At 73.2% G+C, this 25,852-nt stretch carries 25 protein-coding genes, 3 tRNA genes and 1 pseudogene; 17 read left to right on the forward strand and 12 right to left on the reverse strand.

Going from position 1 to position 25,852, the window contains the following annotated elements; translation table 11 throughout:
- Position 1: 1 nt before the first annotated feature.
- From pcaDC to pcaH, 4 genes are read right to left on the reverse strand one after another with little or no spacing between them, the layout of a single operon-like run.
- The gene (gene pcaDC, locus ACZ4O3_RS09560) at positions 2 to 1,117 is read right to left on the reverse strand and encodes a bifunctional 3-oxoadipate enol-lactonase/4-carboxymuconolactone decarboxylase PcaDC (RefSeq protein WP_362725316.1); all 1,116 of its coding nucleotides are present in this window, start codon (positions 1,115 to 1,117) and stop codon (positions 2 to 4) included.
- On the reverse strand, positions 1,114 to 2,460 hold the full coding sequence (gene pcaB, locus ACZ4O3_RS09565; protein ID WP_467721795.1) for a 3-carboxy-cis,cis-muconate cycloisomerase: 1,347 nt from the start codon (positions 2,458 to 2,460) through the stop codon (positions 1,114 to 1,116). The genes pcaDC and pcaB overlap by 4 nt, the downstream gene beginning before the upstream one ends.
- On the reverse strand, positions 2,457 to 3,059 hold the full coding sequence (gene pcaG, locus ACZ4O3_RS09570) for a protocatechuate 3,4-dioxygenase subunit alpha (protein ID WP_467721796.1): 603 nt from the start codon (positions 3,057 to 3,059) through the stop codon (positions 2,457 to 2,459). The genes pcaB and pcaG overlap by 4 nt, the downstream gene beginning before the upstream one ends.
- Positions 3,060 to 3,065: 6 nt before the next feature.
- Positions 3,066 to 3,839: a protocatechuate 3,4-dioxygenase subunit beta gene (pcaH, locus tag ACZ4O3_RS09575; RefSeq protein WP_467721797.1), complete on the reverse strand. Its 774-nt coding sequence runs from the start codon at positions 3,837 to 3,839 to the stop codon at positions 3,066 to 3,068.
- Positions 3,840 to 4,082: 243 nt separating this feature from the next.
- Here pcaH and ACZ4O3_RS09580 point away from each other — a divergent pair, with 243 nt between their 5' ends.
- A complete protein-coding gene (locus tag ACZ4O3_RS09580) occupies positions 4,083 to 4,547 on the forward strand; it encodes a MarR family winged helix-turn-helix transcriptional regulator (RefSeq protein WP_362725328.1) in 465 nt (154 codons plus the stop codon).
- Here ACZ4O3_RS09580 and ACZ4O3_RS09585 read toward each other — a convergent pair.
- Together ACZ4O3_RS09585 and ACZ4O3_RS09590 are read right to left on the reverse strand one after the other, a co-directional pair.
- The gene (locus ACZ4O3_RS09585; protein ID WP_362725331.1) at positions 4,544 to 5,518 is read right to left on the reverse strand and encodes a DUF3048 domain-containing protein; all 975 of its coding nucleotides are present in this window, start codon (positions 5,516 to 5,518) and stop codon (positions 4,544 to 4,546) included. The two genes, ACZ4O3_RS09580 and ACZ4O3_RS09585, sit on opposite strands and share 4 nt — an antisense overlap.
- A 73-nt stretch (positions 5,519 to 5,591) precedes the next feature.
- Entirely contained in the window at positions 5,592 to 6,656 is a 1,065-nt protein-coding gene (locus tag ACZ4O3_RS09590; RefSeq protein ID WP_467721798.1) for an ATP-dependent DNA ligase, read from the reverse strand.
- Between the two features lie 154 nt (positions 6,657 to 6,810).
- Between ACZ4O3_RS09590 and ACZ4O3_RS09595 the strand changes: the two genes are divergently transcribed.
- From ACZ4O3_RS09595 to ACZ4O3_RS09605, 3 genes are all read left to right on the forward strand, one after another.
- The gene (locus ACZ4O3_RS09595) at positions 6,811 to 7,365 is read left to right on the forward strand and encodes a hypothetical protein (protein WP_467721799.1); all 555 of its coding nucleotides are present in this window, start codon (positions 6,811 to 6,813) and stop codon (positions 7,363 to 7,365) included.
- A 135-nt stretch (positions 7,366 to 7,500) separates the two neighbouring features.
- The gene (gene ligD, locus ACZ4O3_RS09600; RefSeq protein WP_362725084.1) at positions 7,501 to 8,520 is read left to right on the forward strand and encodes a non-homologous end-joining DNA ligase; all 1,020 of its coding nucleotides are present in this window, start codon (positions 7,501 to 7,503) and stop codon (positions 8,518 to 8,520) included.
- Between the two features lie 108 nt (positions 8,521 to 8,628).
- Positions 8,629 to 9,666 (forward strand): LacI family DNA-binding transcriptional regulator, encoded by a 1,038-nt coding sequence (locus ACZ4O3_RS09605; protein WP_467721800.1) that lies wholly within the window; start codon positions 8,629 to 8,631, stop codon positions 9,664 to 9,666.
- Positions 9,667 to 9,678: 12 nt separating this feature from the next.
- Here ACZ4O3_RS09605 and ACZ4O3_RS09610 read toward each other — a convergent pair whose 3' ends face one another.
- Positions 9,679 to 10,467: a VOC family protein gene (locus ACZ4O3_RS09610; protein ID WP_362725078.1), complete on the reverse strand. Its 789-nt coding sequence runs from the start codon at positions 10,465 to 10,467 to the stop codon at positions 9,679 to 9,681.
- Positions 10,468 to 10,688: 221 nt separating this feature from the next.
- On the opposite strand from ACZ4O3_RS09610, the gene ACZ4O3_RS09615 reads away from it, so the two are divergent.
- The 7 genes from ACZ4O3_RS09615 (at position 10,689) to ACZ4O3_RS09645 (ending at position 14,621) form a co-directional block, all read left to right on the forward strand.
- Positions 10,689 to 10,982 (forward strand): WhiB family transcriptional regulator, encoded by a 294-nt coding sequence (locus ACZ4O3_RS09615; protein ID WP_362725093.1) that lies wholly within the window; start codon positions 10,689 to 10,691, stop codon positions 10,980 to 10,982.
- Positions 10,983 to 11,049: 67 nt separating this feature from the next.
- Positions 11,050 to 11,121 (forward strand) — tRNA-Gly (locus tag ACZ4O3_RS09620).
- Between the two features lie 11 nt (positions 11,122 to 11,132).
- Positions 11,133 to 11,204, forward strand: a tRNA-Ala gene (locus tag ACZ4O3_RS09625).
- 26 nt (positions 11,205 to 11,230) lie between these two features.
- On the forward strand, positions 11,231 to 12,559 hold the full coding sequence (locus ACZ4O3_RS09630) for an SDR family NAD(P)-dependent oxidoreductase (protein WP_467721801.1): 1,329 nt from the start codon (positions 11,231 to 11,233) through the stop codon (positions 12,557 to 12,559).
- A complete protein-coding gene (locus tag ACZ4O3_RS09635; protein ID WP_467721802.1) occupies positions 12,556 to 13,728 on the forward strand; it encodes a leucine-rich repeat domain-containing protein in 1,173 nt (390 codons plus the stop codon). The genes ACZ4O3_RS09630 and ACZ4O3_RS09635 overlap by 4 nt, the downstream gene beginning before the upstream one ends.
- A gap of 80 nt (positions 13,729 to 13,808) precedes the next feature.
- Positions 13,809 to 13,884 (forward strand) — tRNA-Trp (locus ACZ4O3_RS09640).
- A gap of 113 nt (positions 13,885 to 13,997) precedes the next feature.
- Positions 13,998 to 14,621 (forward strand): hypothetical protein, encoded by a 624-nt coding sequence (locus ACZ4O3_RS09645; RefSeq protein ID WP_467721803.1) that lies wholly within the window; start codon positions 13,998 to 14,000, stop codon positions 14,619 to 14,621.
- Positions 14,622 to 14,667: 46 nt separating this feature from the next.
- Here the strand turns inward: ACZ4O3_RS09645 and ACZ4O3_RS09650 are convergent, their stop codons facing one another.
- The 3 genes from ACZ4O3_RS09650 to ACZ4O3_RS09660 all read right to left on the reverse strand — a co-directional run bounded on the left by ACZ4O3_RS09650 (position 14,668) and on the right by ACZ4O3_RS09660 (position 18,382).
- On the reverse strand, positions 14,668 to 15,642 hold the full coding sequence (locus tag ACZ4O3_RS09650; protein WP_362726310.1) for an acyl-ACP desaturase: 975 nt from the start codon (positions 15,640 to 15,642) through the stop codon (positions 14,668 to 14,670).
- 228 nt (positions 15,643 to 15,870) lie between these two features.
- The gene (gene ddaH, locus ACZ4O3_RS09655; protein WP_467721804.1) at positions 15,871 to 16,647 is read right to left on the reverse strand and encodes a dimethylargininase; all 777 of its coding nucleotides are present in this window, start codon (positions 16,645 to 16,647) and stop codon (positions 15,871 to 15,873) included.
- 97 nt (positions 16,648 to 16,744) lie between these two features.
- Positions 16,745 to 18,382, reverse strand: a complete 1,638-nt coding sequence (locus ACZ4O3_RS09660) for an ABC-F family ATP-binding cassette domain-containing protein (protein WP_467721805.1) — start codon at positions 18,380 to 18,382, stop codon at positions 16,745 to 16,747.
- 325 nt (positions 18,383 to 18,707) lie between these two features.
- Between ACZ4O3_RS09660 and ACZ4O3_RS09665 the strand changes: the two are divergent.
- Positions 18,708 to 19,532, forward strand: a pseudogene (locus tag ACZ4O3_RS09665) (isocitrate lyase/PEP mutase family protein); the annotation flags it as partial.
- Between the two features lie 16 nt (positions 19,533 to 19,548).
- Here the strand turns inward: ACZ4O3_RS09665 and ssgD are convergent.
- Entirely contained in the window at positions 19,549 to 19,965 is a 417-nt protein-coding gene (ssgD, locus tag ACZ4O3_RS09670; protein ID WP_467721806.1) for a spore wall synthesis regulator SsgD, read from the reverse strand.
- A 202-nt stretch (positions 19,966 to 20,167) separates the two neighbouring features.
- On the opposite strand from ssgD, the gene ACZ4O3_RS09675 reads away from it, so the two are divergent.
- The 3 genes from ACZ4O3_RS09675 (at position 20,168) to mmpA (ending at position 22,301) form a co-directional block, all read left to right on the forward strand.
- Positions 20,168 to 21,271 carry a WD40/YVTN/BNR-like repeat-containing protein gene (locus ACZ4O3_RS09675; RefSeq protein ID WP_467721807.1) on the forward strand — a complete coding sequence of 368 codons (1,104 nt, stop codon included), beginning with the start codon at positions 20,168 to 20,170 and terminating at the stop codon, positions 21,269 to 21,271.
- Between the two features lie 121 nt (positions 21,272 to 21,392).
- Positions 21,393 to 22,082, forward strand: a complete 690-nt coding sequence (locus ACZ4O3_RS09680; RefSeq protein ID WP_467721808.1) for an endonuclease V — start codon at positions 21,393 to 21,395, stop codon at positions 22,080 to 22,082.
- A 75-nt stretch (positions 22,083 to 22,157) separates the two neighbouring features.
- A complete protein-coding gene (gene mmpA / locus ACZ4O3_RS09685; protein ID WP_467721809.1) occupies positions 22,158 to 22,301 on the forward strand; it encodes a morphogenic membrane protein MmpA in 144 nt (47 codons plus the stop codon).
- Between the two features lies 1 nt (position 22,302).
- Here the strand turns inward: mmpA and ACZ4O3_RS09690 are convergent, their stop codons facing one another.
- Positions 22,303 to 23,481 (reverse strand): saccharopine dehydrogenase family protein, encoded by a 1,179-nt coding sequence (locus tag ACZ4O3_RS09690; RefSeq protein ID WP_467721810.1) that lies wholly within the window; start codon positions 23,479 to 23,481, stop codon positions 22,303 to 22,305.
- Positions 23,482 to 23,659: 178 nt separating this feature from the next.
- Between ACZ4O3_RS09690 and ACZ4O3_RS09695 the strand changes: the two genes are divergently transcribed.
- Entirely contained in the window at positions 23,660 to 24,808 is a 1,149-nt protein-coding gene (locus ACZ4O3_RS09695) for a CaiB/BaiF CoA transferase family protein (protein WP_467721811.1), read from the forward strand.
- The gene (locus ACZ4O3_RS09700; RefSeq protein ID WP_384997525.1) at positions 24,808 to 25,821 is read left to right on the forward strand and encodes an LLM class F420-dependent oxidoreductase; all 1,014 of its coding nucleotides are present in this window, start codon (positions 24,808 to 24,810) and stop codon (positions 25,819 to 25,821) included. Before ACZ4O3_RS09695 ends, ACZ4O3_RS09700 begins: the two co-directional genes overlap by 1 nt.
- The last annotated feature ends 31 nt before the right edge of the window (positions 25,822 to 25,852 follow it).

The following is a 25,852-nucleotide window of genomic DNA, read 5'->3' on the forward strand; positions in this document are numbered from 1 at the left end:
ATCACCCTTCCTCTTCCAGCACCCGCTGAGCCGTCGCGAACGCCGCGTTCGCCGCCGGGACCCCGCAGTACACGGCCGTCTGCAGCAGCACCGCGCCGATCTCCTCAGGGGTGAGCCCGTTGCGCCGGGCGGCCCGCACGTGCATGGCCAGCTCGTCGAGGTGACCGTGTGCCACCAGCGCGGTGAGGGTGACCAGGCTGCGTTCGCGGCGGGAGAGGGTGGGGTCGGTCCAGATCTCGCCCCAGGCGTAGCGCGAGATGAAGTCCTGGAAGCGTGCCGTGAACGGCGTCTGGCGGGCCTGTGCCCGGTCGACGTGCGCGTCGCCCAGCACCGCCCGGCGCACCGCCATGCCCCGCTCGGCGCCGCCGTCGAGGTGCGAACGGAGCGCCGTGAGGACGGCCTCGGGACACTGCGCGGGCGCCAGGTGGGAGGCGCCCGGCAGCTCGACCAGGGTGGCCGCCGGCACCGCGTCGGCGATCTCCCGCAGATGCGGCGGCGGGGTGGCGGGATCCCGACGGCCCGCGACCAGCAGGGTGCGGACGGCGATCTCACCGAGCCGGTCCCGCAGGTCGAAGGCGGCCAGCGCGTCGCAGCAGGCGGCGTACGCCTCCGGATCCACCGTCCGCTGGTCCTCGACCAGGCGCGGCACGGTGAAGCCGGGTGTGAACCAGCGGGCGTCCGCGTTCTCCGCGAGCCACGCCACGCCCTCCCGGCGCACCCGTGCGGCCCGTTCCTCCCAGGGCCCGGACCCGTTGAAGTGGGCGGAGGAACAGATCACGGCCAGGCTCTCCAGCCGGTCCGGGTGGTGGACGGCCAGGTGCAGTCCGACCGCACCGCCCAACGACACCCCGGCATACGCGAACCGCTCGATGCCGAGTGAGTCGGCGAGCGCGAGCACCAGGCCGGCGAGGTCACCGACGGTCGCTCCCGCCCTGACCAGGCCGGGCGCCGCACCGCCGTGCCCCGGCAGGTTCCAGCGCACCACCCGGTGGCCGCTCGACAGCTCGGGCGCCACCGCGTCCCACAGCGCGTACGAGGTGCCGAGCGACGGCCCGAGCAGCAGCGGGGGAGCGGAAGCGGGGCCCTCGGAGCGGTGGTCGAGGAGGTTCTCGATCAACGTCGCTCCAGTGCTCGGTCGGTGAGGACACCGGCGGAGCCGGTGTAGCGGGCCGGGTCGGTCGGATCGCCGAGGTCGATGTCCTTCACCTCGGGCTCCTGTGCGAGGAGTTCAGGCAGCGTGCGCCGCTCGGTGTGCGTGCGGCGGGCGAGCTCGGTGAGCAGCTCCTTCGCCCGGTCCCGGCCGAGCGCCGGGGCCAGTTCGGCGGCCAGCCGCTCGGAGACGATCAGACCGCGGGTGAGATCCAGGTTCCGGCGCATCGCGTCCGGGTGCACGCGCAGCCCCGCCGTCAGCTCCGCCGTGTCCCGGGCGGCGCCCCCGACGGCGCGCAGCAGGTCCCGCAGCGGCTCCCACTCGGCGTGCCAGGCGCCGGCCGGCCGTTCGTCCTCCGCGGCCAGTGAGCCGTACAGGACGGCGGCGAGCTGCGGGGCCCGCCGGGCGGCCGCCGCGACGAGCGTGGACCGCACCGGGTTCGCCTTGTGCGGCATCGCCGACGAGCCGCCCCCGCCGCCCTCGGACAGCTCACCGATCTCGGTACGGGACAGCGTCAGCACATCCACGGCGACCTTGCCCAGCGCCCCGGCCGTGAAGGCGAGACACCCGGCGAGATCGGCGATCGGAGTGCGCAGGGTGTGCCAGGGCAACAGGGGGGCGGCGAGGGCGAGTTCGCGCGCGTACTTGGGCGGCAGCTCTTCGGCGTGCGCGGCGCCGTACGCCCCGAATGCCGCCAGCGTGCCCGCCGCGCCGCCGAGTTGCACGGGCAGCGACGCCCGCACCCCGGACACCCGGTCCCGGGCGTCGAGGACCAGCGAACGCCAGCCCGCCGCCTTCAGCCCGAAGGTCGTCGGAACGGCGTGCTGGGTGAGCGTGCGGCCCGGCATGGGTGTGTCACGGTGCTCGGCTGCCGTCCGGGCGAGCGCCTGCTCGGTACGGCCGAGGTCGGCGCGGATCAGGTCCAGGGTGCGGGCCGCGACCAGCATCGTCGCCGTGTCCATGATGTCCTGGCTGGTGGCACCCCGGTGCACGTACGGTCCGTACTCCGCGCCGGCCGCCTCGGTCAGATCGGCGACCAGCGGGATGACCGGGTTGCCCCCGGCGCGGGCCCGCTCCGCGAGGGCGGCGACGTCGAAACGGGCCGGATCGGCCGCCTCGGTCACCGCCGCGGCGGCCTCGTCCGGGACCAGCCCAAGCGCCGCCTGGGCGCGGGCGAGGGCCGCCTCCGCGTCGAGCAGGGCCCGCAGAAAGGCGGTGTCGCCGGTCGCGGACGCGGCGGCGGACCCGGCCCACCCGGGACCGAGCAGCCCGGCGTCACCGCCCCCGTGCCCGGCGGGCGGGGGAGTCACCGGTACTCCAGGAAGACCGTCTCGCCCTCGCCCTGAAGGCGGATGTCGAAACGGTAGGTCTGCCGGCCCTCGTCGGCGGCGATCAGCGTGTCGCGTCGCTCGCCCACCCGGGTGAGCAGCGGGTCGGCCGCGAGCGCCGCGTCGTCGCCCGGCAGGTAGATCCGGGTGAACAGGTGCACCAGCAGCCCGCGCGCGAACAGGCACACGCTGAGGTAGGGCGCGCTGGCCCCGCGGGCGCCGGGCCGCAGCGTCCGCGCGTACCAGTGCCCGTCGGTGTCCGTCTGGATCCGGCCCCAGCCGGTGAACTCCACGCCGTTGCGGCCGAGGTGGCCGCCGGTCGCCGGGTCGCGCCGGATCGAACCGTCGGTCGTGGACACGTTCCCGTCCGGGCCGGCGCCCCACAGCTCGACGAGCGCGTCCGGCAGCGGGGCGCCCGCACCGTCGAAGACGTATCCGTGGACCGTGACGGTGCCGGGGTGTCCGAGCGGTGCGATGTCCTCACCGCCGCGGAACGGCAGCGCGTAGCCGTAGAACGGGCCGACCGTCTGCGACGGGGTCGGCAGCACGTTCTCCGGGCTGCTCGTGTCGATCTTCGTCATGGCAGGTCAGCGTCCTTCTTCGAGCCAGGTGGCGTGCGGGCCGTCGAGCACGATGTCCCAGTGGTAGCCCATCGAGAACTCCGGCACGGACAGGCTGTGGTCGTAGGTCGCGACCAGCCGCTGCCGGGCCGCGTCGTCCGTCACCGACTGGATGATCGGGTCGTGGGGGAACAGCGGGTCGCTCGGAAAGTACATCTGTGTCACCAGCCGCTGCGTGAACGCCGTGCCGAACACCGAGAAGTGGATGTGCGCCGGGCGCCACGCGTTGAGGTGGTTGCGCCAGGGGTAGGGGCCCGGCTGGACGGTGGTGAAGCGGTAGCCGCCGCCGGCGTCCGTGATCGTACGGCCGACACCCGTGAAGTTCGGGTCCAGCGGGGCGTCGTGCTGCTCGCGCTGGTGCGCGTAGCGGCCCGCGGAGTTGGCCTGCCAGACCTCGATCAGCTGGCCCCGGACCGGCCGGCCGTCCCGGTCGAGCAGCCGCCCGGAGACGGTGATCCGCTCCCCGATGGGCTCACCGTCGTGCTGCCGGGTCAGGTCGTTGTCCATCCCGGTGACGTCCCGCTCCCCGAACGCGGGTGAGTGCAGCTCCACCAGCTCCGGGTCCTTGCCGGTGTCGATGGCGACCAGGGGGTGTCCGGGATGCCGGAGCAGCGAGGACCGGTAGGGGGCGTAGTCCCGGCGGGGGTGGTGTTCGACGGGGGCGCCTTCGGCCACGCGCTCTTCGTAGCCGGCGTGCTCGGCCGCGATCTCGAGGTCGATGTCGCCTTGGGTGAGTGTCATAGGAAGTCCTAGGTGAGGCGCCCTCGTCCGGAGGGGCGTGGGCACGACCAGCCACGACGTCGAGCCACTTCTCGATCAAGGAATTAATCAGGGCACTGAGTATTCAGCGAGATGCCTCTCACGCTGCCACCGGCACCGCTCCCCGTCAAGAGCCTGCCGGATCGCGAACCGTTGCACAGGACGCGACGCGGCGACACCGAGTATCGTTCAGTGCACTTACCAATTCCGACCTTGGGGGCGCACATGGCCGCGGTGGACCTCACCACCCACCCCGGGCACCTGGCCCGGCGGCTGCAGCAGGCCCACTACCTGCTGTGGAACACGATGGTGTCGGAGGAGATCACCTCCCCGCAGTTCGCGGTCCTGAACGCGCTCGTCGCCGAGCCGGGACTGGACCAGCGCACGGTGGGGGAGCGGGTGGGGCTCGACCGGTCGACCATCGCCGAGGTCGTCAGCAGGCTCGGACGGCGGGGGCTGGTGGACAAGGTGCGCGACCCGCAGGACGGCCGCCGCTCCCTGCTGCGCCTCACCGGCGACGGGCTGCGCACCCACCGCAAGCTCACGGTGCGCACCGCCCGGATGAACCAGGTGTTCCTGGCCCCGCTCGCGGCCGAGGAGCAGACCCAGTTCTTCGATCTGATCCGCCGGGTCGCGGACGCGGCGGAGGGGCTGCGCCATCCCGTGGAGCCCGTCGCCCCGCAGGCCTAGGACTTCGCGAACACCACCCACACCTGCCCGGCGGCGAAGTCCACCGGAGCGCCGTCGGCCCCGGTGAACGTCGTGGCGTCGGTTGCCTCCCGCCGCGTCCAGGTGGCCTCGAACGACCGCCCGTCCCGCAGTACCTCGGCCCTCCCCGTCCCCACCGTCTCGGTGAACGGCGTGTAGTTGCCGAGCACGTCGTGATAGTCCGACGTGCGTATCCGCACGTGTTGCACCACGACCGTCGCGGCCGTCACCCGCCGGCCGGCCGTGGTGCGGGCCGGGGTGCCGTCCATCGACACCAGCCAGCACTGCCGGGCCGCGGACCAGGTGAAGGTGAACCGGGCCACGGGATACCGCACGGTGCGGGTGGTGGTGACCGTGCCGCCGGCCGGGGCCGGCCCGTGGCGGAAGCCGGTGGTGAGCGCCGCCTCGCCGGGTGCGCCGGACATCAGCCTGGCGGGGCGGAGGTACAGGTTGTGCGGGGCCGGCCTGCCGCTGTCCCGGTAGTAGGCGCCGGACGCCGTGTCGGGGGTCTCCGGCCGCAGCGGTGCCCGGTCGATCAGCGGGAGCAGCTTGCGCTGGGCACCGGAGAAGGCGAGCGTCGGCCGGTCGAACTGGCGCAGCAGTTCCAGATCGGACTCACGGGCGCTGCGCACCGGCCCGACGACCGCTGGCAGCCTGGTGGCGTACACCGCCATCAGCCTGCTGAGCCCGCCCTCCACCTGCTCCGCGTACACCACGTCGGCCGAGTCCAGCCCGGTCTGCGGGCGGGCCGCGCCGACGTTGTCGATCTTCACGGCCAGTACGGAGCCGGTGGGGGCGGTGGTCCGGCCGTCCGGTGTCCGTCCACCGTGCGGGGCGCGGGCGTCGTCCGAGGGGCCGTGCCGGGTGCAGCCGGCCGTCGGGGCGGCCGTCAGCACGGCCGCGGCCAGTGCGGCCTTCAGTGCGGTCCGGCGCGTCGGCGCCCCGTGTCCCATGCCCACCGCTGTCACCCCGTTCGTCCCCTGATTGTGTGCTCGTCGGCACACCGGTGGCCATACCCCGTCGGAACTACGACCCCAGGATCTCCGCCAGGTCGTACCGCACCGGTTCGTCCAGCTGGGCGTAGGTGCAGCTGTCCGGCGTGCGGTCCGGGCGCCAGCGGCGGAAGCGGGCCGTGTGGCGGAAGCGGGCGCCGTTCTCCATGTGGTCGTACGCCACCTCGGCCACCCGCTCCGGCCGCAGCGGCACCCAGGACAGGTCCTTCTTGCCCGACCACCGGCTCGGGGCGCCGGGCAGCCGGGCCGACTCGTGGGCGGCCTCCTCCGCCCAGGCCGCCCAGGGATGCCCGGAGGCGTCGTCCATGCGCAGCGGCTCCAGTTCCCCGATCAGTTCGGCCCGCCTCTTCATCGCGAACGCGGCCGAGACGCCCACGTGCTGGAGGGCGCCCCGGTCGTCGTACAGGCCCAGCAGCAGCGAGCCGACCACCGGGCCGCTCTTGTGCAGGCGGTAGCCCGCCACCACGACGTCGGCGGTCCGCTCGTGCTTGACCTTGAACATGGCACGCTCGTCCTGGAGGTAGCGCAGGGTGAGCGGCTTGGCGATGACGCCGTCGAGGCCCGCCCCCTCGTACTGCTCGAACCACTGCCGGGCCACGTCCACGTCGGTCGTCGCCGGTGCCAGGTGCACCGGTGGGGTGACCTGGGCCAGCGCCGTGGTGAGCAGGGCGCGGCGGTCGGTCAGCGGAACGTCCAGCAGGGACTCGTCGGCCAGCGCCAGCAGGTCGAAGGCGACGAACGAGGCGGGCGTCCGCTCCGCCAGGGTGCGCACCCGGGAGTCCGCCGGATGGATCCGCTCGCTCAGCGCGTCGAAGTCCAGCCTGCCGTCCCGCGCGATCACGATCTCCCCGTCCAGCACGCACCGCTCGGGCAGCCGCTCCGCCAGCGCCGCCACCAGTTCGGGAAAGTACCTGGTCAACGGTTTCCCGGTGCGGCTGCCGAGCTCCACTTCGGCACCGTCCCGGAACACGATCGCGCGGAAGCCGTCCCACTTGGCCTCGTACTGCATGTCCGGCGGGATCGCCGCCACCGACTTGGCGAGCATCGGCTTCACGGGTGGCATCACCGGCAGATCCATGCCACGACTCTACGAGCGGACCACGGGCTGCGCGCGTCGCGCGGCAGACCTTTCGACGGCACTTGTCGATCACAACATGGACACGCCATCCGCACGGCACGCGCACGGGCGGGATGATGCCCCTTCGGCAGACGCGCTTCGCGGGGGAACATTCATGCGTATCCGTACGACCGTCACCACCGTCCTGCTGCTGGCGGCCACCGCGACGGCCTGCACCGGCGGTGGCTCCGGGACGACCGGCGCCGGCGCGTCCGGCCCGTCCGGCGCCGAGGCCCTCACGCTCGGCACCGGCACGCACTGGAAGGACGTCGACGGCGACGGCAGCCACATCAGCGCCACCACGACCGCCGTCAGCTACACCCAGCCCGCCGAGGGCGTGCGCCTGCCCACCAACCTCGCCGACTTCCCCGACTCCGAGTGGGCCGTGCTGGAGGTGAGGACGTGCGCCGACGCCGACAGCACCGACGTCATCGTCGCGCAGTCCCCCTGGACCCTCCGGCTCAAGGACGGCACGCAGGTCAAGCCGCTCGGGCTGAAGGGATACGGCGTTCCCGCGCCGGCCTATCCCGTCTCGGCGGGCACCGTGCGACCGGGCGGCTGTCTGCGCGGGAAGATCACCTTCGGCGTGGCCGAGGGCAGCCGCCCCGACATCATCGTCTACGACGTCCAGCGCCGGCCGGCCGTCACCTGGTCCGTCCCCCGGGCCTAGCCGAAGTCCGTGTCCCCGGGCCGTGCCGAGGCGAGCGGGCCGGCGCGACCGGAGGGTGCGGGCCGGGCACGCGGGTGGGCGCGGATCGGGTGCAACCGATGTGCGCGGGGCGGGCGGTGCGCCTACGGTGGCCGCATGGGCGATGCGGTGGAACTGGAGGTGGCCGGCCGGACCGTACGGCTGTCCAGCCCCGGAAAGGTGTTCTTCCCGGAGCGCGGCTTCACCAAGCTGGACGTCGCCCGCTACTACGCGGCCGTGGCCCCCGGCATCCTGCGCGCCCTGCGCGACCGTCCCACCACCCTGCAGCGCTACCCCGACGGCGTCGACGGCGAGTGGTTCTACCAGAAGCGGGCGCCCAAGAGCATGCCCGACTGGATCCCCACCGCTCACATCACCTTCCCCAGCGGCCGCACCGCCGACGAGATGTGCCCCACCGAGGAGGCCGCCGTGGTGTGGGCGGCCCAGTACGGAACCCTCACCTTCCACCCCTGGCCGGTACGCCGCGCCGACGTGGACAGCCCCGACGAACTCCGGATCGACCTCGATCCGCAGCCCGGCACCGACTTCACCGACGCCGTCCGCGCCGCCCACGAACTGCGCTCCGTCCTCGACGAGTTCGGGGGGCTGCGCGGCTGGCCCAAGACCTCCGGCGGCCGGGGACTGCACGTCTTCGTGCCGATCGAACCCCGCTGGACCTTCACCCAGGTGCGGCGCGCGGCGATCGCCCTGGGCCGCGAGCTGGAACGGCGGATGCCGGACCAGGTGACGATCAAGTGGTGGAAGGAGGAGCGCGGCGAGCGCATCTTCGTCGACTACAACCAGACCGCCCGGGACCGCACCATCGCCTCGGCCTACTCCCTGCGGCCCCGCCCCGACGCCCCGGTCTCCGCGCCCCTGCGCTGGGTGGAGGTCGACGAGGTGCGGCCGGGCGACTTCGACCTCGCCACGATGCCGGCCCGCTTCGCCGAGGTCGGCGATGTGCACGCCGACATGGACGACCACGCCTACTCGCTCGACGCGCTGCTCGAACTCGCCCGCCGCGACGAACACGATCACGGCCTGGGCGACCTGCCCTATCCGCCCGAGTACCCGAAGATGCCTGGCGAGCCCAAACGCGTCCAGCCGAGCCGCGCACGGCCCGAACAGCCCTCCTGACGCGGGGCCTTGGGGTGATTCCCGGCGGCCCCCGAGCCGCCGGGCGCTCCCGTTCCTTCGCCCGCCCGGGGCTATGCTGATCGTCAGCCGCCGAGGAGGAGGGCCGAGGTGTCCGAGGCAGTGTCGCGCCCCACTCTGGAGGCCGTGGCCGCACGGGCCGGGGTGTCCCGGGCCACCGCGTCACGGGTGGTCAACGGCGGGGACGGGGTCCGCGAACCCCTCGTCGAGCGGGTCCGCAAAGCGGTCGAGGAACTCGGGTACGTCCCCAACCAGGCGGCCCGCAGCCTGGTCACCAGACGCCACGACGCGATCGCCGTCGTCATCGCCGAACCCGAGACACGGATCTTCACCGACCCCTTCTTCGCTCTCCAGCTACGCGGCATCAGCAAGGAGTTGACCGCCCGCGACAACCAGCTCGTGCTGCTGCTCACCGAGGGACGGGACGACCACGTGCGGGTGGCCCGCTACCTCACCGGCGGCCATGTCGACGGCGCCCTCGTCTTCTCGCTCCACCTCGACGACCCGCTGCCCGGCCTGATCGAGGGCGCCGGAGTCCCCACCGTGTTCGGCGGCCGGCCCGGCTGGAGCGACGGCACCGACAGCGCCGTGTACGTGGACTGCGACAACCGGGGCGGCGCCCAGGACGCCGTACGCCATCTCGCGGGCCTCGGCCGGACCCGGATCGCCCACATCACCGGGCCCCTGGACCAGACGTCGGCCGCCGACCGCCTGCAGGGCTACCGGGACGTCATGGGCACGCTGGGGGAGACCGATCCGAGCCTGGTCGTGCCGAGCGACTTCACCCCGGCCGGCGGCGCACGGGCCATGGGCGAACTCCTCGACCGCTGCCCGGACGTAGACGCCGTGTTCGCGGCCAACGACCTCACCGCACTCGGCGCCCTGCGCGTCCTGCACGAGCGCGGTCGCCGGGTACCCGAGGACGTGGCCGTGATCGGCTTCGACGACGTACTGCCCGTCACCGAACAGACCCGGCCGTCACTGACGACGGTCCGTCAGGACATCGAGGAGATGGGCCGGTTGATGGCCAGACTCCTGCTGGCCTCGCTGTCCCGGGGCGACCCGGCGACGGGGGCGCCGTCCAGCGTCATCCTGCCCACGACACTGGTACGGCGTGCCACCGCCTAGGCACCGGCCGGCTCAGCCCTGCTGCTCGCCCCTGATCACCGCGAACCGGGCGCCGTACGGGTCGGCGAGCTTGGCCATGCGGCCCACACCCTCCAGCGTGGTCGCCGGCATCCGCACCTTGCCCCCGGTCTGCTGCGCCTTCTCCACCACCGTGTCCGGGTCCTCGACCTCGAAGTACGGCAGCCAGTACGCGCCGATCTGCGCCTCGGCAGGGTCCTCCGCCAGCGGAACCATCCCGCCGAACATCGAGTCGTCGTCGCCGTCCGCCGGGTTGACACAGGTGTAGGTGCCGCCGGGGTAGGGCACTCCGGAGGTCTCCAGACCGAGCACCTTGTGGTAGAAAGCGGCGGCCGCCGCGATGTCCGGGGTGTACAGCTCCACCCAGCACAGCGAACCCGGATCGTTCGCGATCTCCACGCCCTTGGTCCGCCCGGGCTGCCAGATTCCGAAGGGCACGCCCGCCTGGTCGGCGAGGATCGCCAGATGCCCCTGGCCCATCACGTCCATCGGCTGGGCGAGGACGCTGCCGTGCGCCTGCTCGGCGGTCTTGGCGGTGGCCTGCGCGTCCTCGCTCTGGAAGTACACGCTCCAGCTCGGCGGGCCCTGCTCGGGAGAGGTCTGCATACCGCCGGCGACGGTTTTGCCGTCCAGCTGGAAGAAGCCGTAACCGCCGGCGTCCGGTCCCGCCGACCGGAACTGCCAGCCGAAGAGGCCGTTGTAGAAAGAGACGGCGCCGTCGATCTCGGGGGTGCCGAGGTCGATCCAGTTGGGAGCGCCGTTGACGAAACGGGTGGTGAGCATCTTCGCCCTCCTCGGAAGGGTCCCGTGCATTGCAGAGCCGAGTCTTCCACCGCCCACTGACAATCGCTGCCGGAGCGCGCCCACCGGCAGCCGGTTACCGTGGGTCACTTGACGCACTCGCCGAGTTCTGGATTCCGTTGCGCGCGCCGCCGTGCGCAGGCGTGGTGCCGTCCCGCATGATCGAGGCTGCCGCGGTCCGTCGCGCCCTCGTTGAGCGGGCGTTGATCGAACGTTTTTCGCCGCCCGGCACGATCCTGGCCATGCACTTCGACACCACCATCCCACCCCGCACGCCCGTCCCGGTCTGGCATGCGCAGGCGCTGTGCGCGCAGACCGGTGCGGACTTCTTCTTCCCCGAGCCCGGCAGCTCGGTGCGCGAGGCGAAGCGCATCTGCGGTATGTGCGAGATGCGTTCGGCCTGCCTGGAGTACGCGCTGGACAACGACGAACGCTTCGGCGTCTGGGGCGGCCTGTCCGAGAAGGAACGGCTCGAACTGCGGCGTGCCTCCCGCTGATCCGAGGCCGGCCCGGAAAACCCAGTGGGATTCCTCCGCCGCGTCCGGCTAGGCTCCGGGCACGCGGCCGGACGTAGCGCAGAGGCAGGCGCACCGCCTTGCCAAGGCGGACACGCCGGTTCGAATCCGGTCGTCCGGATCGCGTGCCGAGGTCCTGTAGAGCAGAGGCAGACTCGCCGTCATGGCATGACGGATACGCCGGTTCGAATCCGGCCGGGACCACGAGCGGCGGACACGGGGCGGGACGGATGGACGAGGCGATCACCGAGGCGGAACTGACGGCTTTCCACGACGTGGTGGGGAAGCTGCGGGCGCTGCCCGTCGACGACCCGGTGCGGCTGCGCGCCGAGCAGGTCGCCGCGTCCTTCGCCCGCGACGGACGGCTGCGCCGCCGCCGGACCCGCTCCACCGAACTGTCGTCGGCGGACGCCGCGGTGATGGCCGCGACCGCGACCGGCGCCCCGGACCGCCGCGAGGACGCGCCGCTGGCCGTACCCGGCGCAGGGGGTGTCTTCCACAAGCCCCGCACCTGCTACGTCTGCAAGTCGCCCTACCGACAGGTCGACACCTTCTACCACCGGCTCTGCCCGGACTGCGCCGCCGACAACGCCGCCCGCCGCGCGCTGAGCGCGGACCTGAGCGGCCGTCGGGTGCTGCTCACCGGCGGCCGGGTGAAGATCGGCTTCCAGCTGGCGCTGATGATGCTGCGCGACGGCGCCGAGGTCCAGGTCACCTCCCGCTTCCCGCACGACACCGTGCGCCGGTTCGAAGCCGCCCCCGGCAGCGAGACCTGGCGGCACCGGCTGGCCGTGCTCGCCGTCGACCTGCGCGATCCGCGCCAGGTGCTCGGCCTGTGCGAGGAGTTGCGGCAGGACGGCGAGCCGCTGGACATCCTCGTCAACAACGCGGCCCAGACCGTGCGCCGGCCGCCCGAGGCGTACGCGCTGCTGGCCTCCGGCGAGCGCGCCGCGCTGCCCCCGGGAGCCCGGCGGGCCCCCGGGTTCACGTCGCCGCGGACACCGGCCACCGGGGCCGCGGCCCTGCCGGCCGCGCTGCGCGAGGCCGACGAGGCCGGGCTGCTGCCCGATCCCTCGCCGGAGAACTCCTGGTCGGCCCGGCTCGGCGCGCTCGACCCGGCCGAGGTCCTGGAGACCCAGCTCGTCAACGCCCTCGCCCCGGCCCTGCTCTGCGACCGCCTGCTGCCGCTGCTGCTGGCCTCGCCGCACCCACGCCGGTACGTGGTCAACGTGACCGCGGTCGAGGGGCGGTTCGCCGTCCGCAACAAGATGGCGGGCCATCCGCACACCAACATGGCCAAGGCCGCCCTCAACATGCTCACCCGCACCAGCGCCGCCGAACTCGCCGAGCGCGGCGTCCACATGTGCGCCGTCGACACCGGGTGGATCACCGACGAGAACCCGGCGCCGAAGAAGGCCCGGATGGCGGGCGCGGGATTCCGCACTCCCCTGGACATCGTCGACGGGGCGGCCCGCGTCTACGACCCGATCGTGCGCGGCGAGGCGGGCGACCCGGTGTCCGGGGTGTTCCTGAAGGACTACCGGGAGGCCGCGTGGTGAGTGAGGAGCCGACGTTCGCCGGGGTGCCGCGCGTCCTGCCGCGCCCGGCCGCCGAACTCGCGCCGCTGCTGGACTGGTTGCGGGCCGGACGCCCGGCGGGGGAGCGGCTGGACTTCACGGCCGGGACCGCGCTGCCGGACGGGCGCCTCGACCTGTGCAAGCAGGGCGTCGGTGCGGCGGGGGCCGCCCTGATCGCCGAGGCTCTCGGCGCGGGTCCCACGCCGGTACGGCATCTGCTGCTCGGCACGGACGCGCTCGGCGACGAGGGCGCCGCCGCGGTGGCCGGGTCCGGCGCCGGGGTCGAGACGCTCTACCTCGGCTGCAACGGCATCACGGCGGGCGGCGCCTGCCGGATCGCCGACCAGCTGCGTGCCTCGCCCCAGGTCGTCACCGGTGTCTGGCTGAAGCGGAACCCGCTGGGGGGCGGCGGTGGACGGGCCGCCGCCGAACTCGTCGAGTCCGCGCGCTCCCTGCGCACCCTCGACCTCGTGCAGACCGGGCTCGACGCGGACGGAGCGGCGGTGCTGGCCGACGCGCTGCTGGTGGCCGCCGACGGCGGGCGCCGGATCGAACGGCTCTTCGTCGGCGGCAACCCGCTGGGCGAGGCCGGTGCCCGGGCGCTGGCCGCCGTCGTCGCCCAGGGCGCGGTCGACGAACTGTACGTGTCCGCCGCCCGGTTGGGCGACGCGGGCGCGCTGCTGCTGGCCGACGCCCTGGACCGGGCCCCGTACGGGCGCCTGGCCCGGCTCGCCGCCGCCAGCAACGGCATCGGTCCCTCGGCCGCCGCCCGTCTGGTGACGGCGTCCGCCTCGGCCGGGGTCACCCTGCTCGACCTCGGGCGGGTCCGGGCTGCCGCCGTGCTCGCGGCACCGGACAACCGGCTGGACCTGGCCGCCGCCGACACCATCGGGCAGGCCCTGGCCGGCGCCGGGCACCGCCTCTCCCATCTCGTCCTGACCCACACCGGCATGCGCAGCCGCGAGGCCCACCGCCTCCTCGACCACGCGGCCCGGGCCGGCACGGCCACCCGCTACCGTCTCGGTGCCGGCATCGCCGCCAGCGTCAAACGCCGTCTGGACGACCTCAGCGCCCACGTGCCGGCACCGACGGTCCCGGCCGACGTGGCCGCCGTACGCAGTGTGCACCGGACGGCACCGTCGGAAGGCTGAGCGTCCCCGGGGCTGGTGACGCTGTCGCTCCGGCGTCCGCTCGGCGGTCCGGAGGCGCCCCTCTAGGATCTCCCGCACGGGCGGGGCCGTAGCGCAGAGGCAGGCGCGCTGGTCTCCAGAACCGGAACACGCCGGTTCGAATCCGGCCGCCCCGCCCCCCGGAAAGACCGCTGGACGGAGGCAGCGTGCCGCCGCGGACCGGAGAGCATGCGGACCGCCCACCCGCGCGGCACGCTGGTAGGGGACCAGGTGGCGACGGGAGGAGCCCCATGGGACACACCGAACAGCGGCCGTCCGTCCGGGCCCGGGCCGGGAAGCCCGTCGGCAGCGGAGGCGTCTTCTTCTCGTTCGCCCCGTGGATCATCTTCGGCGTCGTCGCGAGCCCCAGTACCTGGGAGTACGCGGCGCTGGCGGCGCTGGTCGCCGCGGCCGTGCTGTCCGGCAAGGACATGCTCCGGGGCCGGTTCTTCCTGCTGGACATGGTCGCGATCGTGTTCTTCGCGGTGCTCTGCGTCCTCGCCCTGGCCCTGGAGCGCCACGAGCTGATCTGGCTGGAGACGTACGCCCAGGTCATCTCCAACCTGGTCGTGGCCGTCGTGGCGCTCGGCTCCCTGCTCTCCGACCCCTTCACCGCCCAGTACGCCCGCCACCGGGTACCGCGCGAGTACTGGGGCTCGCCCGTCTTCACCCACGTCAACATGGTGCTGACCACGGCCTGGGGGGTGGTGTTCGCGCTGATGGCCCTGTCCACCTGGCTGGCCATCCGGCTGCCCGGGCAGAGCGACTGGTTCAACTGGGTCGTGCCCATCGCCCTGCTGGTCTGGGTGGTGAAGTTCACCGAGCGCTACCCGCAGCGGTACAAGGAGCGGTACCGGGAGCGGGCGGCGGCCTAGACGGACAGGGCGCACCGGGAATTTCGTGCGCCCCTCCGTCGTGGGGTCACGCCTGGGCGCGTGCCGCCATCCGTGCCTTGCGGGCGGCCAGCTTCTCGTCGAACTTCAAAGCCTCCGCGTCCAGTCCGCCCATGAACAGGCCGAGTTCCTCCTGCGCCCGCAGGCCCTCCGGGCCGAGACCGTCGATCTCCAGGACCTTCAGGTGGCGCAGCACCGGCTGGATCACGTCGTCGTGGTGGATGCGCAGGTTGTAGACCTCGCCGATGGCCATCTGGGCGGCGGCCCGCTCGAAGCCGGGCATGCTGTGGCCGGGCATCCGGAAGTTGACCACGACGTCCCGCACCGCCTGCATGGTCAGATCGGGGGCGAGTTCGAAGGCGGCCTTCAGGAGGTTGCGGTAGAAGACCATGTGCAGGTTCTCGTCGGTCGCGATCCGGGCCAGCATGCGGTCGCAGACCGGATCGCCCGACTGGTGACCGGTGTTGCGGTGCGAGATGCGGGTCGCGAGCTCCTGGAAGGCGACATAGGCGATCGAGTGCAGCATCGAGTGCCCGTTGTCGGACTCGAAGCCCTCGCTCATGTGCGACATCCGGAACTGCTCCAGCTGGTCCGGGTCGACCGCGCGGGAAGCGAGCAGGTAGTCGCGCATCACGATGCCGTGCCGGCCCTCCTCGGCGGTCCAGCGGTGCACCCAGGTGCCCCAGGCGCCGTCTCGGCCGAACAGCGAGGCGATCTCGTGGTGGTAGCTGGGCAGGTTGTCCTCGGTGAGCAGGTTCACCACCAGAGCGATCCGGCCGATCTCGGTGACCTTGGACTGCTCCTTGCCCCAGGCCTCGCCGTCCTCGAAGAAGCCGGGGAAGTTACGGGCGTCCCCCCAGGGCACGTACTCGTGCGGCATCCAGTCCTTGGCCACCTTCAGATGGCGGTTCAGTTCCTTTTCGACCACTTCCTCCAGGGCGTACAGCAGCCGCGCGTCGGTCCATGCGGACGAGCTGCCGAGATGGGAAGAAGTGATCGTCACGAGAACTCCAGGGGGACGCCGAACAAGAGCGGATGAACAGGAGAGAACCGGCGAGCGGTGCCGGAAACCTACGTGATCGTAGGCTACGAATCCGTAGGTTACGAAGCCGTAGGTTAAGTGCGCTGTAAAGATCGCTGATCAGGCGCTGTGCCCAGGTCGCGCCAGGACACGCCAAGCAGCCCTGGGACCCGCAGGTCCCAGGGCCGGTGGAGTGACTCGATCACCCGGTCAGGCGTGCAACTCCCGCAGCCGCACCGAGAGGCACGTCACACAGCCCTCCAGTTTCTCGAACTCGGAGATGTCCACGGCGATCACGTCGTGACCGAGGTCGGTCAGCAGTTCCGCCGTCTTCGGGGCGCTCGCCGACATCAGCAGCTTGCCGCTGCCCAGCAGCACCACATGGGCGCCGGCCTCCTCGGGGACCGCCAGGAAGCCCGGGAAGAGGGAGGGCCGGTCCACGTTCGGGATGTGCCCCAGCACCGTTCCGTCCGGCAGCGCGGTCACCGCCGACTTCAGATGCAGCACCTTGCTCACCGGTACCGCGACGACCCGCGCGCCCAGCGGCTCGAACACCGCCCGCACCTGCTGCACCCCGGCCGCGTTGGTCCGTCCGCCCCGGCCGACGTAGACGGTGTCGCCGACCTTGAGGACGTCACCGCCCTCCAACGTGCCCGGCTCCCAGACCCAGTTCACCGAGCAGCCGAGGCGGGCCACCGCCTCCTCGACCCCGGCTGTCTCCGCGCGCCGGGACTCGGCGCCGGGCCGGGTGATCAGCGCCACGTTCCTGTACATGACGACGGTGTCCTCGACGAAGACCGAGTCCGGGCAGTCGTCCTCCGGGTCGACCTCGATGGTCTCCCAGCCGTGCGTGCGCAACGTCTTCGCGTACGCCTCCCATTGGTCCTGGGCGAGCTCGACGTCGACCTTCTCCCGCTCGATGTGCGTCACCAGGCCTTCGGCCAGGCGCGGGCTGGGACGGCGGATGAGGGCCTTCTTGCTGGGCACGACGGGTCTCCGGGGTCGGCGGTCGGGTCCGGCGCCCAGTGCGGGGCGCCGGACGGACATCATGCAGTGCGGGTCCGTGTCGACAAAACCCTCGTTGTCAGGCTGTGCCCCTCCTGAGACTCGCCACCTCCTGCGGTGTGGTGCCCGTCAGCTCGCCGTCCGCCACCAGCAGCCAGCGGGTGATCCCGATCGACTCCAGGAAGGGGAGGTCGTGACTGGCCACGATCAAGGCGCCCAGATAGGACTCCAGGGCCGTGGTGAGCTGCCGCACGCTCGCCATGTCCAGATTGTTCGTCGGCTCGTCGAGCATCAGCAGCTGCGGGGCGGGATCGGCCAGCAGCAGCGCGGCCAGCGCGGCCCGGAAGCGTTCCCCGCCGGAGAGCGTGGCCGCCCGCTGGTCGGCGCGGGCGCCCCGGAACAGGAAGCGGGCGAGCCGGGCCCGGATCCGGTTGTTGGTGGCGCCCGGCGCGAACCTGGCCACGTTCTCGGCCACGGTCAGCTCCCCGTCGAGCACGTCCAGCCGCTGCGGCAGGAAACGCAGCGGCACGTGCGTGTGCGCCTGGCCCGCGACCGGTGCCAGCTCCCCGGCGATCGTGCGCAGCAGCGTCGTCTTGCCCGCGCCGTTGCGTCCGATCAGGGCGATCCGCTCGGGCCCGCGCAGATCGAGGATTCCCTTCACCCGTGAGCCGTGCGCGAGTTCCAGGTTCTCCAGCGTCAGCACGTTCCGGCCCGGCGGTACCGCCGTGTACGGCAGCTCGACGCGGATCTCGTCGTCGTCCCGTACCGCCTCGACCGCTTCGTCCAGCCGCTCCTTCGCCTCGCTGAGCCGCTCCTCGTGCATGATGCGGTGCTTGCCGGCCGACTCCTGAGCGGCCCGCTTGCGCGCCCCCATGACGATCTTCGGCTCGCGTTTCTGCTCGGACATCTTCTGCCCGTACCGCTTGCGGCGGGCGAGCTTGACCTGGGCGTCGGACAGTTCGCGTTTCTGCCTGCGGACATCGGCCTCGGCGACCCGCACCATGCGTTCGGCCGCGTCCTGTTCGACGGCGAGCGCCTCCTCGTAGGCCGAGAAGTTGCCTCCGTACCAGGTGACCTCCCCGGCCCGCAGGTCGGCGATCTGGTCGACCAGGTCGAGGAGTTCACGGTCGTGGCTGACCACGATCAGCAGGCCCGGCCAGGACGCGACCGCCGCGTACAGCCGCCTGCGGGCGTACAGGTCGAGGTTGTTGGTGGGCTCGTCGAGCAGCAGGACATCGGGCCGGTCCAGGAGCAGCGCGGCCAGCCGCAGCAGCACCGACTCACCGCCGGAGACCTCGCCCACGGTCCGGTCGAGCCCGATGTGGCCGAGCCCGAGTTCGCCGAGGGTGACCAGCGCGCGCTCCTCGACGTCCCAGTCGTCGCCGAGTGTCTCGAAGTGCGCCTCGGACGCGTCGCCCGCCTCGATGGCGTGCAGCGCGGCCCGCCGGGTGGCGATGCCGAGCGCCTCCTCGACACGCAGCGCGGTGTCGAGGGTGACGTTCTGCGGGAGGTAGCCGACCTCGCCGGCCACCTTCACGGTGCCGTCGGACGGGGTGAGCTCACCGGCGATGAGCTTGAGAAGGGTGGACTTCCCTGATCCGTTGACGCCGACGAGACCGGTGCGGCCGGGGCCCACGGCGACGTCGAGGCCGTCCAGGACGGGGGAGCCGTCGGGCCAGGAGAAGGACAGGGACGTACAGGTGACGGAAGCAGACATGGGCGCCTCGCGGTTGCTTGCGGTGTCGGGGGACAGACGCGTGTCGAGACACCGCGGGACGGCAGCCGGGGCCAGGGGAGTTGCCTGTGCCGAAGGACGGCTCGCACGCCGAGGTCGAACGCCACGGACACACCTCACGGGTGTGACGCGGTGTCTCGAATCCTCAGACGAGCAACGTCCTTCTCCTATCGGCGGCAACAGAACCGTCGTCCAAGGTAGGAGGCCGCCGAGGGGGTGTCAACGCAATTGATCGGCGGCTCGCGTCCCGCCTGCGTGTCGGATTCCTGCCGGCCCGTGCCCGGCCCCGGATGGTTGAGTCGTCCGCATGACGAACCTGACCACCCTTCGGGAACAGGCCCTTGCCTTTCACGCCCTGCACGTCCCGGGGCGTCCGCTCGTCCTCCCGAACGCCTGGGACGCGGTGAGCGCCCGGCTCGCCGAGGACGCGGGCGCCGCGGCGGTGGCGACCACCAGCGCCGGGCTCGCCTGGGCGCTGGGCGCCCCCGACGGCGACCGGCTGGACCGGGGCCGTGCGGTGGAGGCCGTCGCCCGCATCGTCGCCACGGTGCGGGTTCCGGTCAGCGCCGACATCGAGAGCGGGTACGCCACCGACCCGGCAGGGGTCGCCGACACCGTCCGCGCGGTGCTCGCGGCGGGCGCCGTGGGCGTCAACATCGAGGACGCGTTGTACGACGGTGAGGGGAGCGGGCCGCTGAGGCCGGTCGCGGAGCAGGCCGAGAGGATCGCCGCCGCCCGGGAGGCCGCCGACAAGGAGGGCGTGCCGATGTTCGTGAACGCCCGGATCGACACCTTCCTGCGTGCCACCGGTGACGTGGCGGCCACCCTGGAACGTGCCGCCGCCTTCCGGGGCGCGGGCGCCGACGGGATCTTCGTCCCCGGGGTCGTCGACCCGCAGACGGTCACGGCGCTCGTCGAGGGCGTCGAGGGACCGCTCAACGTGCTGGCGGGCCCGGGTGCGCCGACCGTCGCCGAACTGGCCGCCCTCGGCGTGGCCCGGGTGAGCGCCGGATCGGCCCTGGCCGAGGCGGCACACGCGGCCGTCCGCCGTGCCGCGCGGGAGCTGCTGGACACGGGGACCTACGGGGCGCTGGCGGACGGGCTGGGCTACGGCGAACTCAACGCCCTGCTGACCAGGGAGGGCTGGTTCAGCAGGCGTCCCGCATCAGTTCGGCCAGGTCGTGGTCGAGGTCCAGCCGGAGGTGTTCGAGGCCGGCGGCCACCAGCTCGCCGGTCGCCTCCAGGAAACGCCGGATCTCGTCCGTGCGCACATGGATGACGGCGGTGCCCTCGGGGGCGTGGAACTCCAGCACGGTGCGGTCGTAGCCGTACGGCCGCACCCGGACGTCACCGTCGCCCTCCGGGGCGTCCAGGCCCGCCGTGAGCAGGTCGCGGGAGAACGTCCAGCAGACGTCGACGCCCTCCAGGGTGGCCGGGGCCGGGAAGGTCATACGGACGGCGAAGGGATCCTCGCTGTCGTAGCACAGGCTGGCGGGAATGCTCGGCATCCGCGGCGACGCGGCGACCAGGCGGGCCTCTACGGGCTGCTCGATGACAGTGGACAAGGCCTGCTCCCTAGCGACGGCTGGACGAATTCCCGGGCGTGTGAGACCTGGCAATGGAAGAGACGAGGGAAGCGCCCGATCCGTGCACGCGAAGTGCGAGTGACCTCTGTCACCGGGCTCATTCACACCCGGGGCTTACCCGGCCCGTGGGACGGCCGGGCCCTCTGGACGGCACCGGGACGGTGGGCTAACTTGCCGCGCCATGAGGCGCTTGGGGAGCACGCGACGGTCAGGACGGACGGGACGAACGAGCCGGACGGTGACGGTGGGGGTGGCGTGCGCGGCGGCGCTGGCCGCGCTGACCGCGGGTTCCGCGCACGCGGCGACACCGGCACCGCGGTGGGTGGTCAAGGACACCGGCACACCGGACGTGCGGTTCCGCGGTCTGGCCGCCGTCGACCGCCACACCGCGTGGCTGGCCGGAACGGCCGGCACCGTGCTGCGCACCACCGACGGCGGGACGACCTGGCGGAACGTCTCTCCGCCGGGCGCTGCCGACCTCCAGTTCCGGGACGTCGAGGCGTTCGACGCACGCCGCGCGGTGGTGCTGGCCATCGGGGAGGGCGAGGCATCCCGGGTCTACCGCACCGATGACGGCGGGGCGACCTGGACCGAGTCGTTCCGCAACACCGACCCGGCCGCCTTCTACGACTGCATGACCTTCTTCGACCGCCGTCATGGCCTCGTCATGAGCGACCCGGTGGACGGGAAGTTCCGCATCCTGTCCACCGGGGACGGCGGACGCTCCTGGCGGGTGCTGCCCGGCACCGGGATGCCGGCCGCCCTGGACGGTGAGGCGGGCTTCGCGGCCAGTGGCCAGTGCCTGGTCGCCTCCGGGCCGAAGGACGCCTGGCTGGCCACCGGCGGCGCCGCCCACGCGCGCGTGCTGCATTCCACCGACCGCGGACTGACCTGGACCGCCACCGACACGCCCGTCCCGGCCGGCGATCCCGCCAAGGGCGTCTTCGCCCTCGCCTTCCGGGACCGTACCCACGGCCTCGCGGTCGGCGGCGACTACCGCGCCGACCAGTCCTCCCCGCGGGCCGCGGCGGTCACCCGGGACGGCGGCCGCACCTGGCAGCCCGCGACCACCCCGCCGCCCGCCTACCGCTCCGGTGCCGCCTGGCTCCCGCACAGCCGTACCGCCGCCCTCGCCGTCGGTCCCACCGGAACCGACCTGACCGCCGACGGCGGCCGCACCTGGCGGACCGTCGACACCGGTTCGTACGACACCGTCGACTGCACCCCCGATGTGAGCTGCTGGGCCGCCGGTGAGCAGGGACGGGTGGCACGTCTGGAGCGCTGACGCGCGGGTGTCCGGGCGGCGAGCGCGCGCATGACGGCGGGTCAGCCCCACCCCGCGTCCACGGCGCCGTGCGGCGGTGGGCCGCACGCGCGTGTGTGTGCGTCGTACGCTCGTGGTCACCATGACGACCGTATCCGTACCTGTGGACTGGCCCGCGACCGAGGAAGCGGCGCTGGCCGTTCAGGACGGCCTGCGGGGGCGGGTGATCCTCGACGAGCCGGGACCGGCGCCGGGCGCCGGCCACGTCACCGGGGTCGACGTGGCCTACGACGACGAGCGGGACCTGGTCGCGGCGGCGGCCGTCGTGCTGGACGCGGCGACCCTGGAGCCCGTGGCCGAGGCCACCGCCGTCGGCCGGGTCTCCTTCCCGTACGTGCCCGGCCTGCTCGCCTTCCGCGAGATCCCCACGGTACGGGCCGCCCTGGACGCCCTGCCCTGCCCGCCGGGCCTGGTCGTCTGCGACGGCTACGGCCTCGCCCACCCGCGCCGCTTCGGTCTCGCCAGCCACCTCGGCGTCCTCACCGGCCTGCCCACCGTCGGCGTCGCCAAGAACCCGTTCACCTTCGCCCACGACGACCCGGACGCGCCGCGCGGCAGCCACGCACCGCTCCTCGCCGGCACCGAGGAGGTCGGCAGGGCGCTGCGCACCCGGGACGGCGTCAAGCCGGTGTTCGTCTCCGTCGGCCACCGGGTGAGCCTGGACAACGCCTGTGCCCACACGCTGGCGCTCACCCCGCGGTACCGCCTTCCGGAGACCACCCGCCGCGCGGACGCGCTGTGCCGCAGGGCACTGCGTCAGGCCCGGGCCTGAGCACCCGGACCGAGCACTCGGACCGAGTACGCGTACGGATGTGGCCGCCCCGGTGCCGGCGGCAGGCCGGCCCGCATGACGACAGCCCGTGCGCCCAAGCCCCTGGCCGACCCCGCCCAGCCCGTCGAGCGCGCCGTCGATGCGGCGCTCGTCCTGGCCGTGGTGGCGGGGTTCGCCCGGATCACCGGCATGTTCTGCACGGTCGTGGCCTGGTCCTGAGCTAGCGGACGGCGGCCACCCGGAAGCCGATTCCGGCCCCGCGCAGGCGTTCGGTCAGGGCGTCGCCCATCGCCTGCGCCGTGGTGACCTGGCCGGACGTCGCCGGCAGGTCGTCGAGGGCGAGGCACAGCGCGGCCTCGGCGAACATCTTCGCCGTCTCGCCGTAGCCGGGATCGCCGCCCGAGACCTCCGTGAAGACCCGCCGTCCGCCGCCCTCGCCGACGAACCGGACCCGGAACCAGCTGCGGGCCCGCTTCTCCTCGCTCGGCCCCTCGCCGGGCCTGAGCCGGTCCGACAGCCAGCGCCGGGCGGGCGGCAGTTGGGCTGCCGCGGCCACCGCGCCCACCGCCGTGATCCCGCCGAGCGCCATCGGAAGACGCCGGACGGCCGCGTAGTGCCGGTAGCGGAAGTCCGGGCCGTAACGGTCCAGTGCCTTCGCCGAGCGGCGCACGATCTGGGCGTCGATGGTGGGCAGCGGCAGTGCCCAGGCACCGATCTCGCCGGCGAAGCGCGGCGGTCCGGCCGGGGCGGTCGCCCGGCGGCCCATCAGACGGGGTTCGTACCGGGCGCGGTCCCGGGCGGCGGCGATCATCTGCCGGGGGCGCGCGAACTGGTCGAGGACGGAGGCGAAGGTGCCGCCGGAGAAGGCCGCGTCGGCGGTCACGAAGCCGTCCACGGTCAGCGGCACGCCCTCGGGCAGGTGGCGGACGGTGAAGTAGGCGCCCAGGTCGTGCGGGACCGAGTCGAAGCCGCAGGCGTGCACCAGCCGGGCCCCGGTCTCGCGCGCGCGTGCGTCGTGCCGCACGTAGGTCAGGTCGACGAACTCAGGCTCCCCGCACAGGTCCAGGTAGTCCGCACCGGTGTCCGCGCAGGCCGCGACCAGGTCCTCGCCGTAACGGCCGTACGGACCGACCGTGGTGGCCACCACGCGCGCCTGTTCGGCGAGGGCGCGGACCGTGGCGGGTTCGGTGACGTCGGCGCGCAGCAGCCCGACCTCCGTGCCGGCCGGCAGCCGCTTGCGCAGGGACTCCAGCCTGCGCTCGTTCCGGGCCGCGACCGCCCAGCGCAGGCCTTGGGGCGCGTGGGCGGCGAGGTAGCCGGCGGTGAGTTCGCCGACGAAGCCGGTGGCCCCGAAGAGCACGATGTCGTAGGGACGGTCCGTCGTCTTCAGCCTGCTCATGACACCTCTCGGTCGTGCAACCCGTGCCGTTGTCGGTGGCTGAGGCTAGCGTGAGGAGTGCGGACGCACCCCCACCGGGTATCTTGACTAAGCGCTTGCTCGTCCACCCTTGTGCTCGGTAGAACGTGTTCCTAGCATCGTCGGTGTTACATCAGTTGTGTCAATGACTGGGGGCGGCATGACCACGGCAGGGACGCCAGGACACGGCCCGCTCTCCGGCGTGCGCGTGATCGAGCTGGCCGGCATCGGACCGGGTCCCTTCGCCGCCATGCTCCTGGCCGACCTGGGCGCCGACGTGGTCCGCGTCGACCGGCCCGGCGGCCAGGGCCTCGCCATCGACCCGGCGTACGACGTCACCAACCGCAACAAGCGCTCCGTGCTCGTCGACCTGAAGGCCCCGGACGGCCCGGCCCGCGTCCTCGACCTGGCCGAGCGTGCCGACATCCTCGTCGAGGGCTACCGCCCCGGCGTCGCCGAGCGCCTCGGTGTCGGCCCCGAGGACTGCCACGCCCGCAACCCCGGCCTGGTCTACGGCCGGATGACCGGCTGGGGTCAGGAGGGACCGCTGGCCCGCCGCGCGGGCCACGACATCGCCTACATCGCCCTCACCGGCACCCTCGGCATGATCGGCCGCCCCGACGAACCCCCGGCGGTCCCCGCCAACCTGCTCGGCGACTACGCGGGCGGCGCCCTCTACCTGGTCGTCGGCGTCCTGGCCGCGCTGCACCACGCGCGCGCGGGCGGCACCGGCCAGGTCGTGGACGCCGCCATCGTGGACGGCACCGCGCACCTGGCCGCGATGATCCACGGCATGGTGGCCGCGGGCGGCTGGCAGGACCGGCGCGCCGCCAACCTGCTGGACGGCGGCTGCCCGTACTACGGCACCTACGAGACCGCCGACGGCGGACACATGGCGGTCGGCGCCCTGGAGCCGCAGTTCTACGCCGAGTTCCTCAGGCTGCTGGGCGGCCTGGACGACCTGGCCGACGCCCGCAAGGACTGGACTCGCTGGGGCGAGCTGCGCGAGCGGGTCGCGGTCCGCTTCAAGGCCCGCACCCGCGAGGAGTGGACGGCCGTCTTCGAGGGCTCCGACGCCTGCGTGGCCCCCGTGCTCTCCCTGGGCGAGGCCCCGCACCACCCCCATCTGGCCGCCCGCGGCACCTTCACCCACCACGGCGGCATCACCCAGCCGGCCCCTGCCCCCCGGTTCTCGGTGACCCCCACGGCCGTACGCACCGCGCCCGCCCGGCCCGGCGCGGACACCATCGAGGTGGCCCGCGACTGGGCCGTACCCGCCCTGCTCGACGAGGACAAGGACACCGCCTGATGGAGCTCTCGACCTTCCTCGACTACGCGGGCGACCCGCGGGCCGCGGCGGACCGGGCGGCCGCGCTGGAGTCGGCGGGCCTCGACACCGTCTGGGTCGCGGAGGCCTACGGCTTCGACTCGCCCACCATCATGGGTTACCTGGCCGCCCGCACCGAGCGGATGAAGATCGGCTCCGCGATCCTCAACGTCTACTCCCGCACCCCCGCCCTCATCGCCCAGACGGCCGCCGGCCTCGACGCGATCTCCGGCGGCCGGGCGATCATCGGCCTCGGCGCCTCCGGCCCCCAGGTCGTCGAGGGCTGGCACGGGAAGGCCTACGACAAGCCGCTCGGCCGCACCCGCGAGACCATCGAGCTGACCCGGCGGATCCTGCGCCGCGAGACCATCGACCACCACGGCATCACCGACATGCCCCGCCCCGGCGGCCTCGGCAAGCCCCTGAAGATCCTGACCAGGCCGGTCCGCGCCGAGGTCCCGCTCTACGTGGCCTCCCTCGGCCCCGCCAACGTCCGGATGACCGCAGAGATCGCCGACGGCTGGCTGCCCACCCTGTTCATCCCCGAGAAGGCCAAGGACGTCTGGGGGACGCCACTGGCGGAGGGTGCCGCCCGCCGCGACCCGGCCCTCGGGCCGCTGCGGATCGCCGCCGGGGGGCTGCTGGCCATCGGCGAGGACGCGGCGGCCGCCCGCGACCTGGCCCGGCCCCGGATCGCCCTGTACGTCGGCGGCATGGGCGCACCCGGCAAGAACTTCTACAACGACCTGGCCGTCGCCTACGGGTACGAGAAGGAGGCCCGGCTCATCCAGGAGCTCTACCTCGCCGGCCGCCACCGGGACGCGGCGGCCGCCGTACCCGACGAGTTCTGCGAGCTCATATCCCTGTGCGGCCCGCAGGGATACGTCCGCGAGCGCGTCGCCGCCTTCCGCGAGGCGGGCGTGACCACGCTGGACGTGATCCCCGTCGGCCCGGATCCGGCCCGCCTGGTCGAGACCGTCAAGAACTGGCTCTGACCCCCACCGCCACCGAACCCTCGTTGAAAGG

This window comes from Streptomyces sp. NPDC026515 (genome assembly GCF_055567595.1).

Coding starts and splice junctions, on each gene's coding strand:
- mmpA (WP_467721809.1), top strand. CDS start 22,158: ATGACGACAGCCCGTGCGCCCAAGCCCCTGGCCGACCCCGCCCAGCCC.
- pcaH (WP_467721797.1), bottom strand. CDS start 3,839: ATGACACTCACCCAAGGCGACATCGACCTCGAGATCGCGGCCGAGCAC.
- ligD (WP_362725084.1), top strand. CDS start 7,501: ATGGGCGATGCGGTGGAACTGGAGGTGGCCGGCCGGACCGTACGGCTG.
- ACZ4O3_RS09690 (WP_467721810.1), bottom strand. CDS start 23,481: ATGAGCAGGCTGAAGACGACGGACCGTCCCTACGACATCGTGCTCTTC.
- ACZ4O3_RS09580 (WP_362725328.1), top strand. CDS start 4,083: ATGGCCGCGGTGGACCTCACCACCCACCCCGGGCACCTGGCCCGGCGG.
- ACZ4O3_RS09700 (WP_384997525.1), top strand. CDS start 24,808: ATGGAGCTCTCGACCTTCCTCGACTACGCGGGCGACCCGCGGGCCGCG.
- ACZ4O3_RS09660 (WP_467721805.1), bottom strand. CDS start 18,382: ATGTCTGCTTCCGTCACCTGTACGTCCCTGTCCTTCTCCTGGCCCGAC.
- ACZ4O3_RS09675 (WP_467721807.1), top strand. CDS start 20,168: ATGAGGCGCTTGGGGAGCACGCGACGGTCAGGACGGACGGGACGAACG.
- ACZ4O3_RS09645 (WP_467721803.1), top strand. CDS start 13,998: ATGGGACACACCGAACAGCGGCCGTCCGTCCGGGCCCGGGCCGGGAAG.
- ACZ4O3_RS09585 (WP_362725331.1), bottom strand. CDS start 5,518: ATGGGACACGGGGCGCCGACGCGCCGGACCGCACTGAAGGCCGCACTG.
- ACZ4O3_RS09595 (WP_467721799.1), top strand. CDS start 6,811: ATGCGTATCCGTACGACCGTCACCACCGTCCTGCTGCTGGCGGCCACC.
- pcaG (WP_467721796.1), bottom strand. CDS start 3,059: ATGACGAAGATCGACACGAGCAGCCCGGAGAACGTGCTGCCGACCCCG.
- ACZ4O3_RS09695 (WP_467721811.1), top strand. CDS start 23,660: ATGACCACGGCAGGGACGCCAGGACACGGCCCGCTCTCCGGCGTGCGC.
- ACZ4O3_RS09610 (WP_362725078.1), bottom strand. CDS start 10,467: ATGCTCACCACCCGTTTCGTCAACGGCGCTCCCAACTGGATCGACCTC.
- ACZ4O3_RS09590 (WP_467721798.1), bottom strand. CDS start 6,656: ATGGATCTGCCGGTGATGCCACCCGTGAAGCCGATGCTCGCCAAGTCG.
- ACZ4O3_RS09630 (WP_467721801.1), top strand. CDS start 11,231: ATGGACGAGGCGATCACCGAGGCGGAACTGACGGCTTTCCACGACGTG.
- ACZ4O3_RS09680 (WP_467721808.1), top strand. CDS start 21,393: ATGACGACCGTATCCGTACCTGTGGACTGGCCCGCGACCGAGGAAGCG.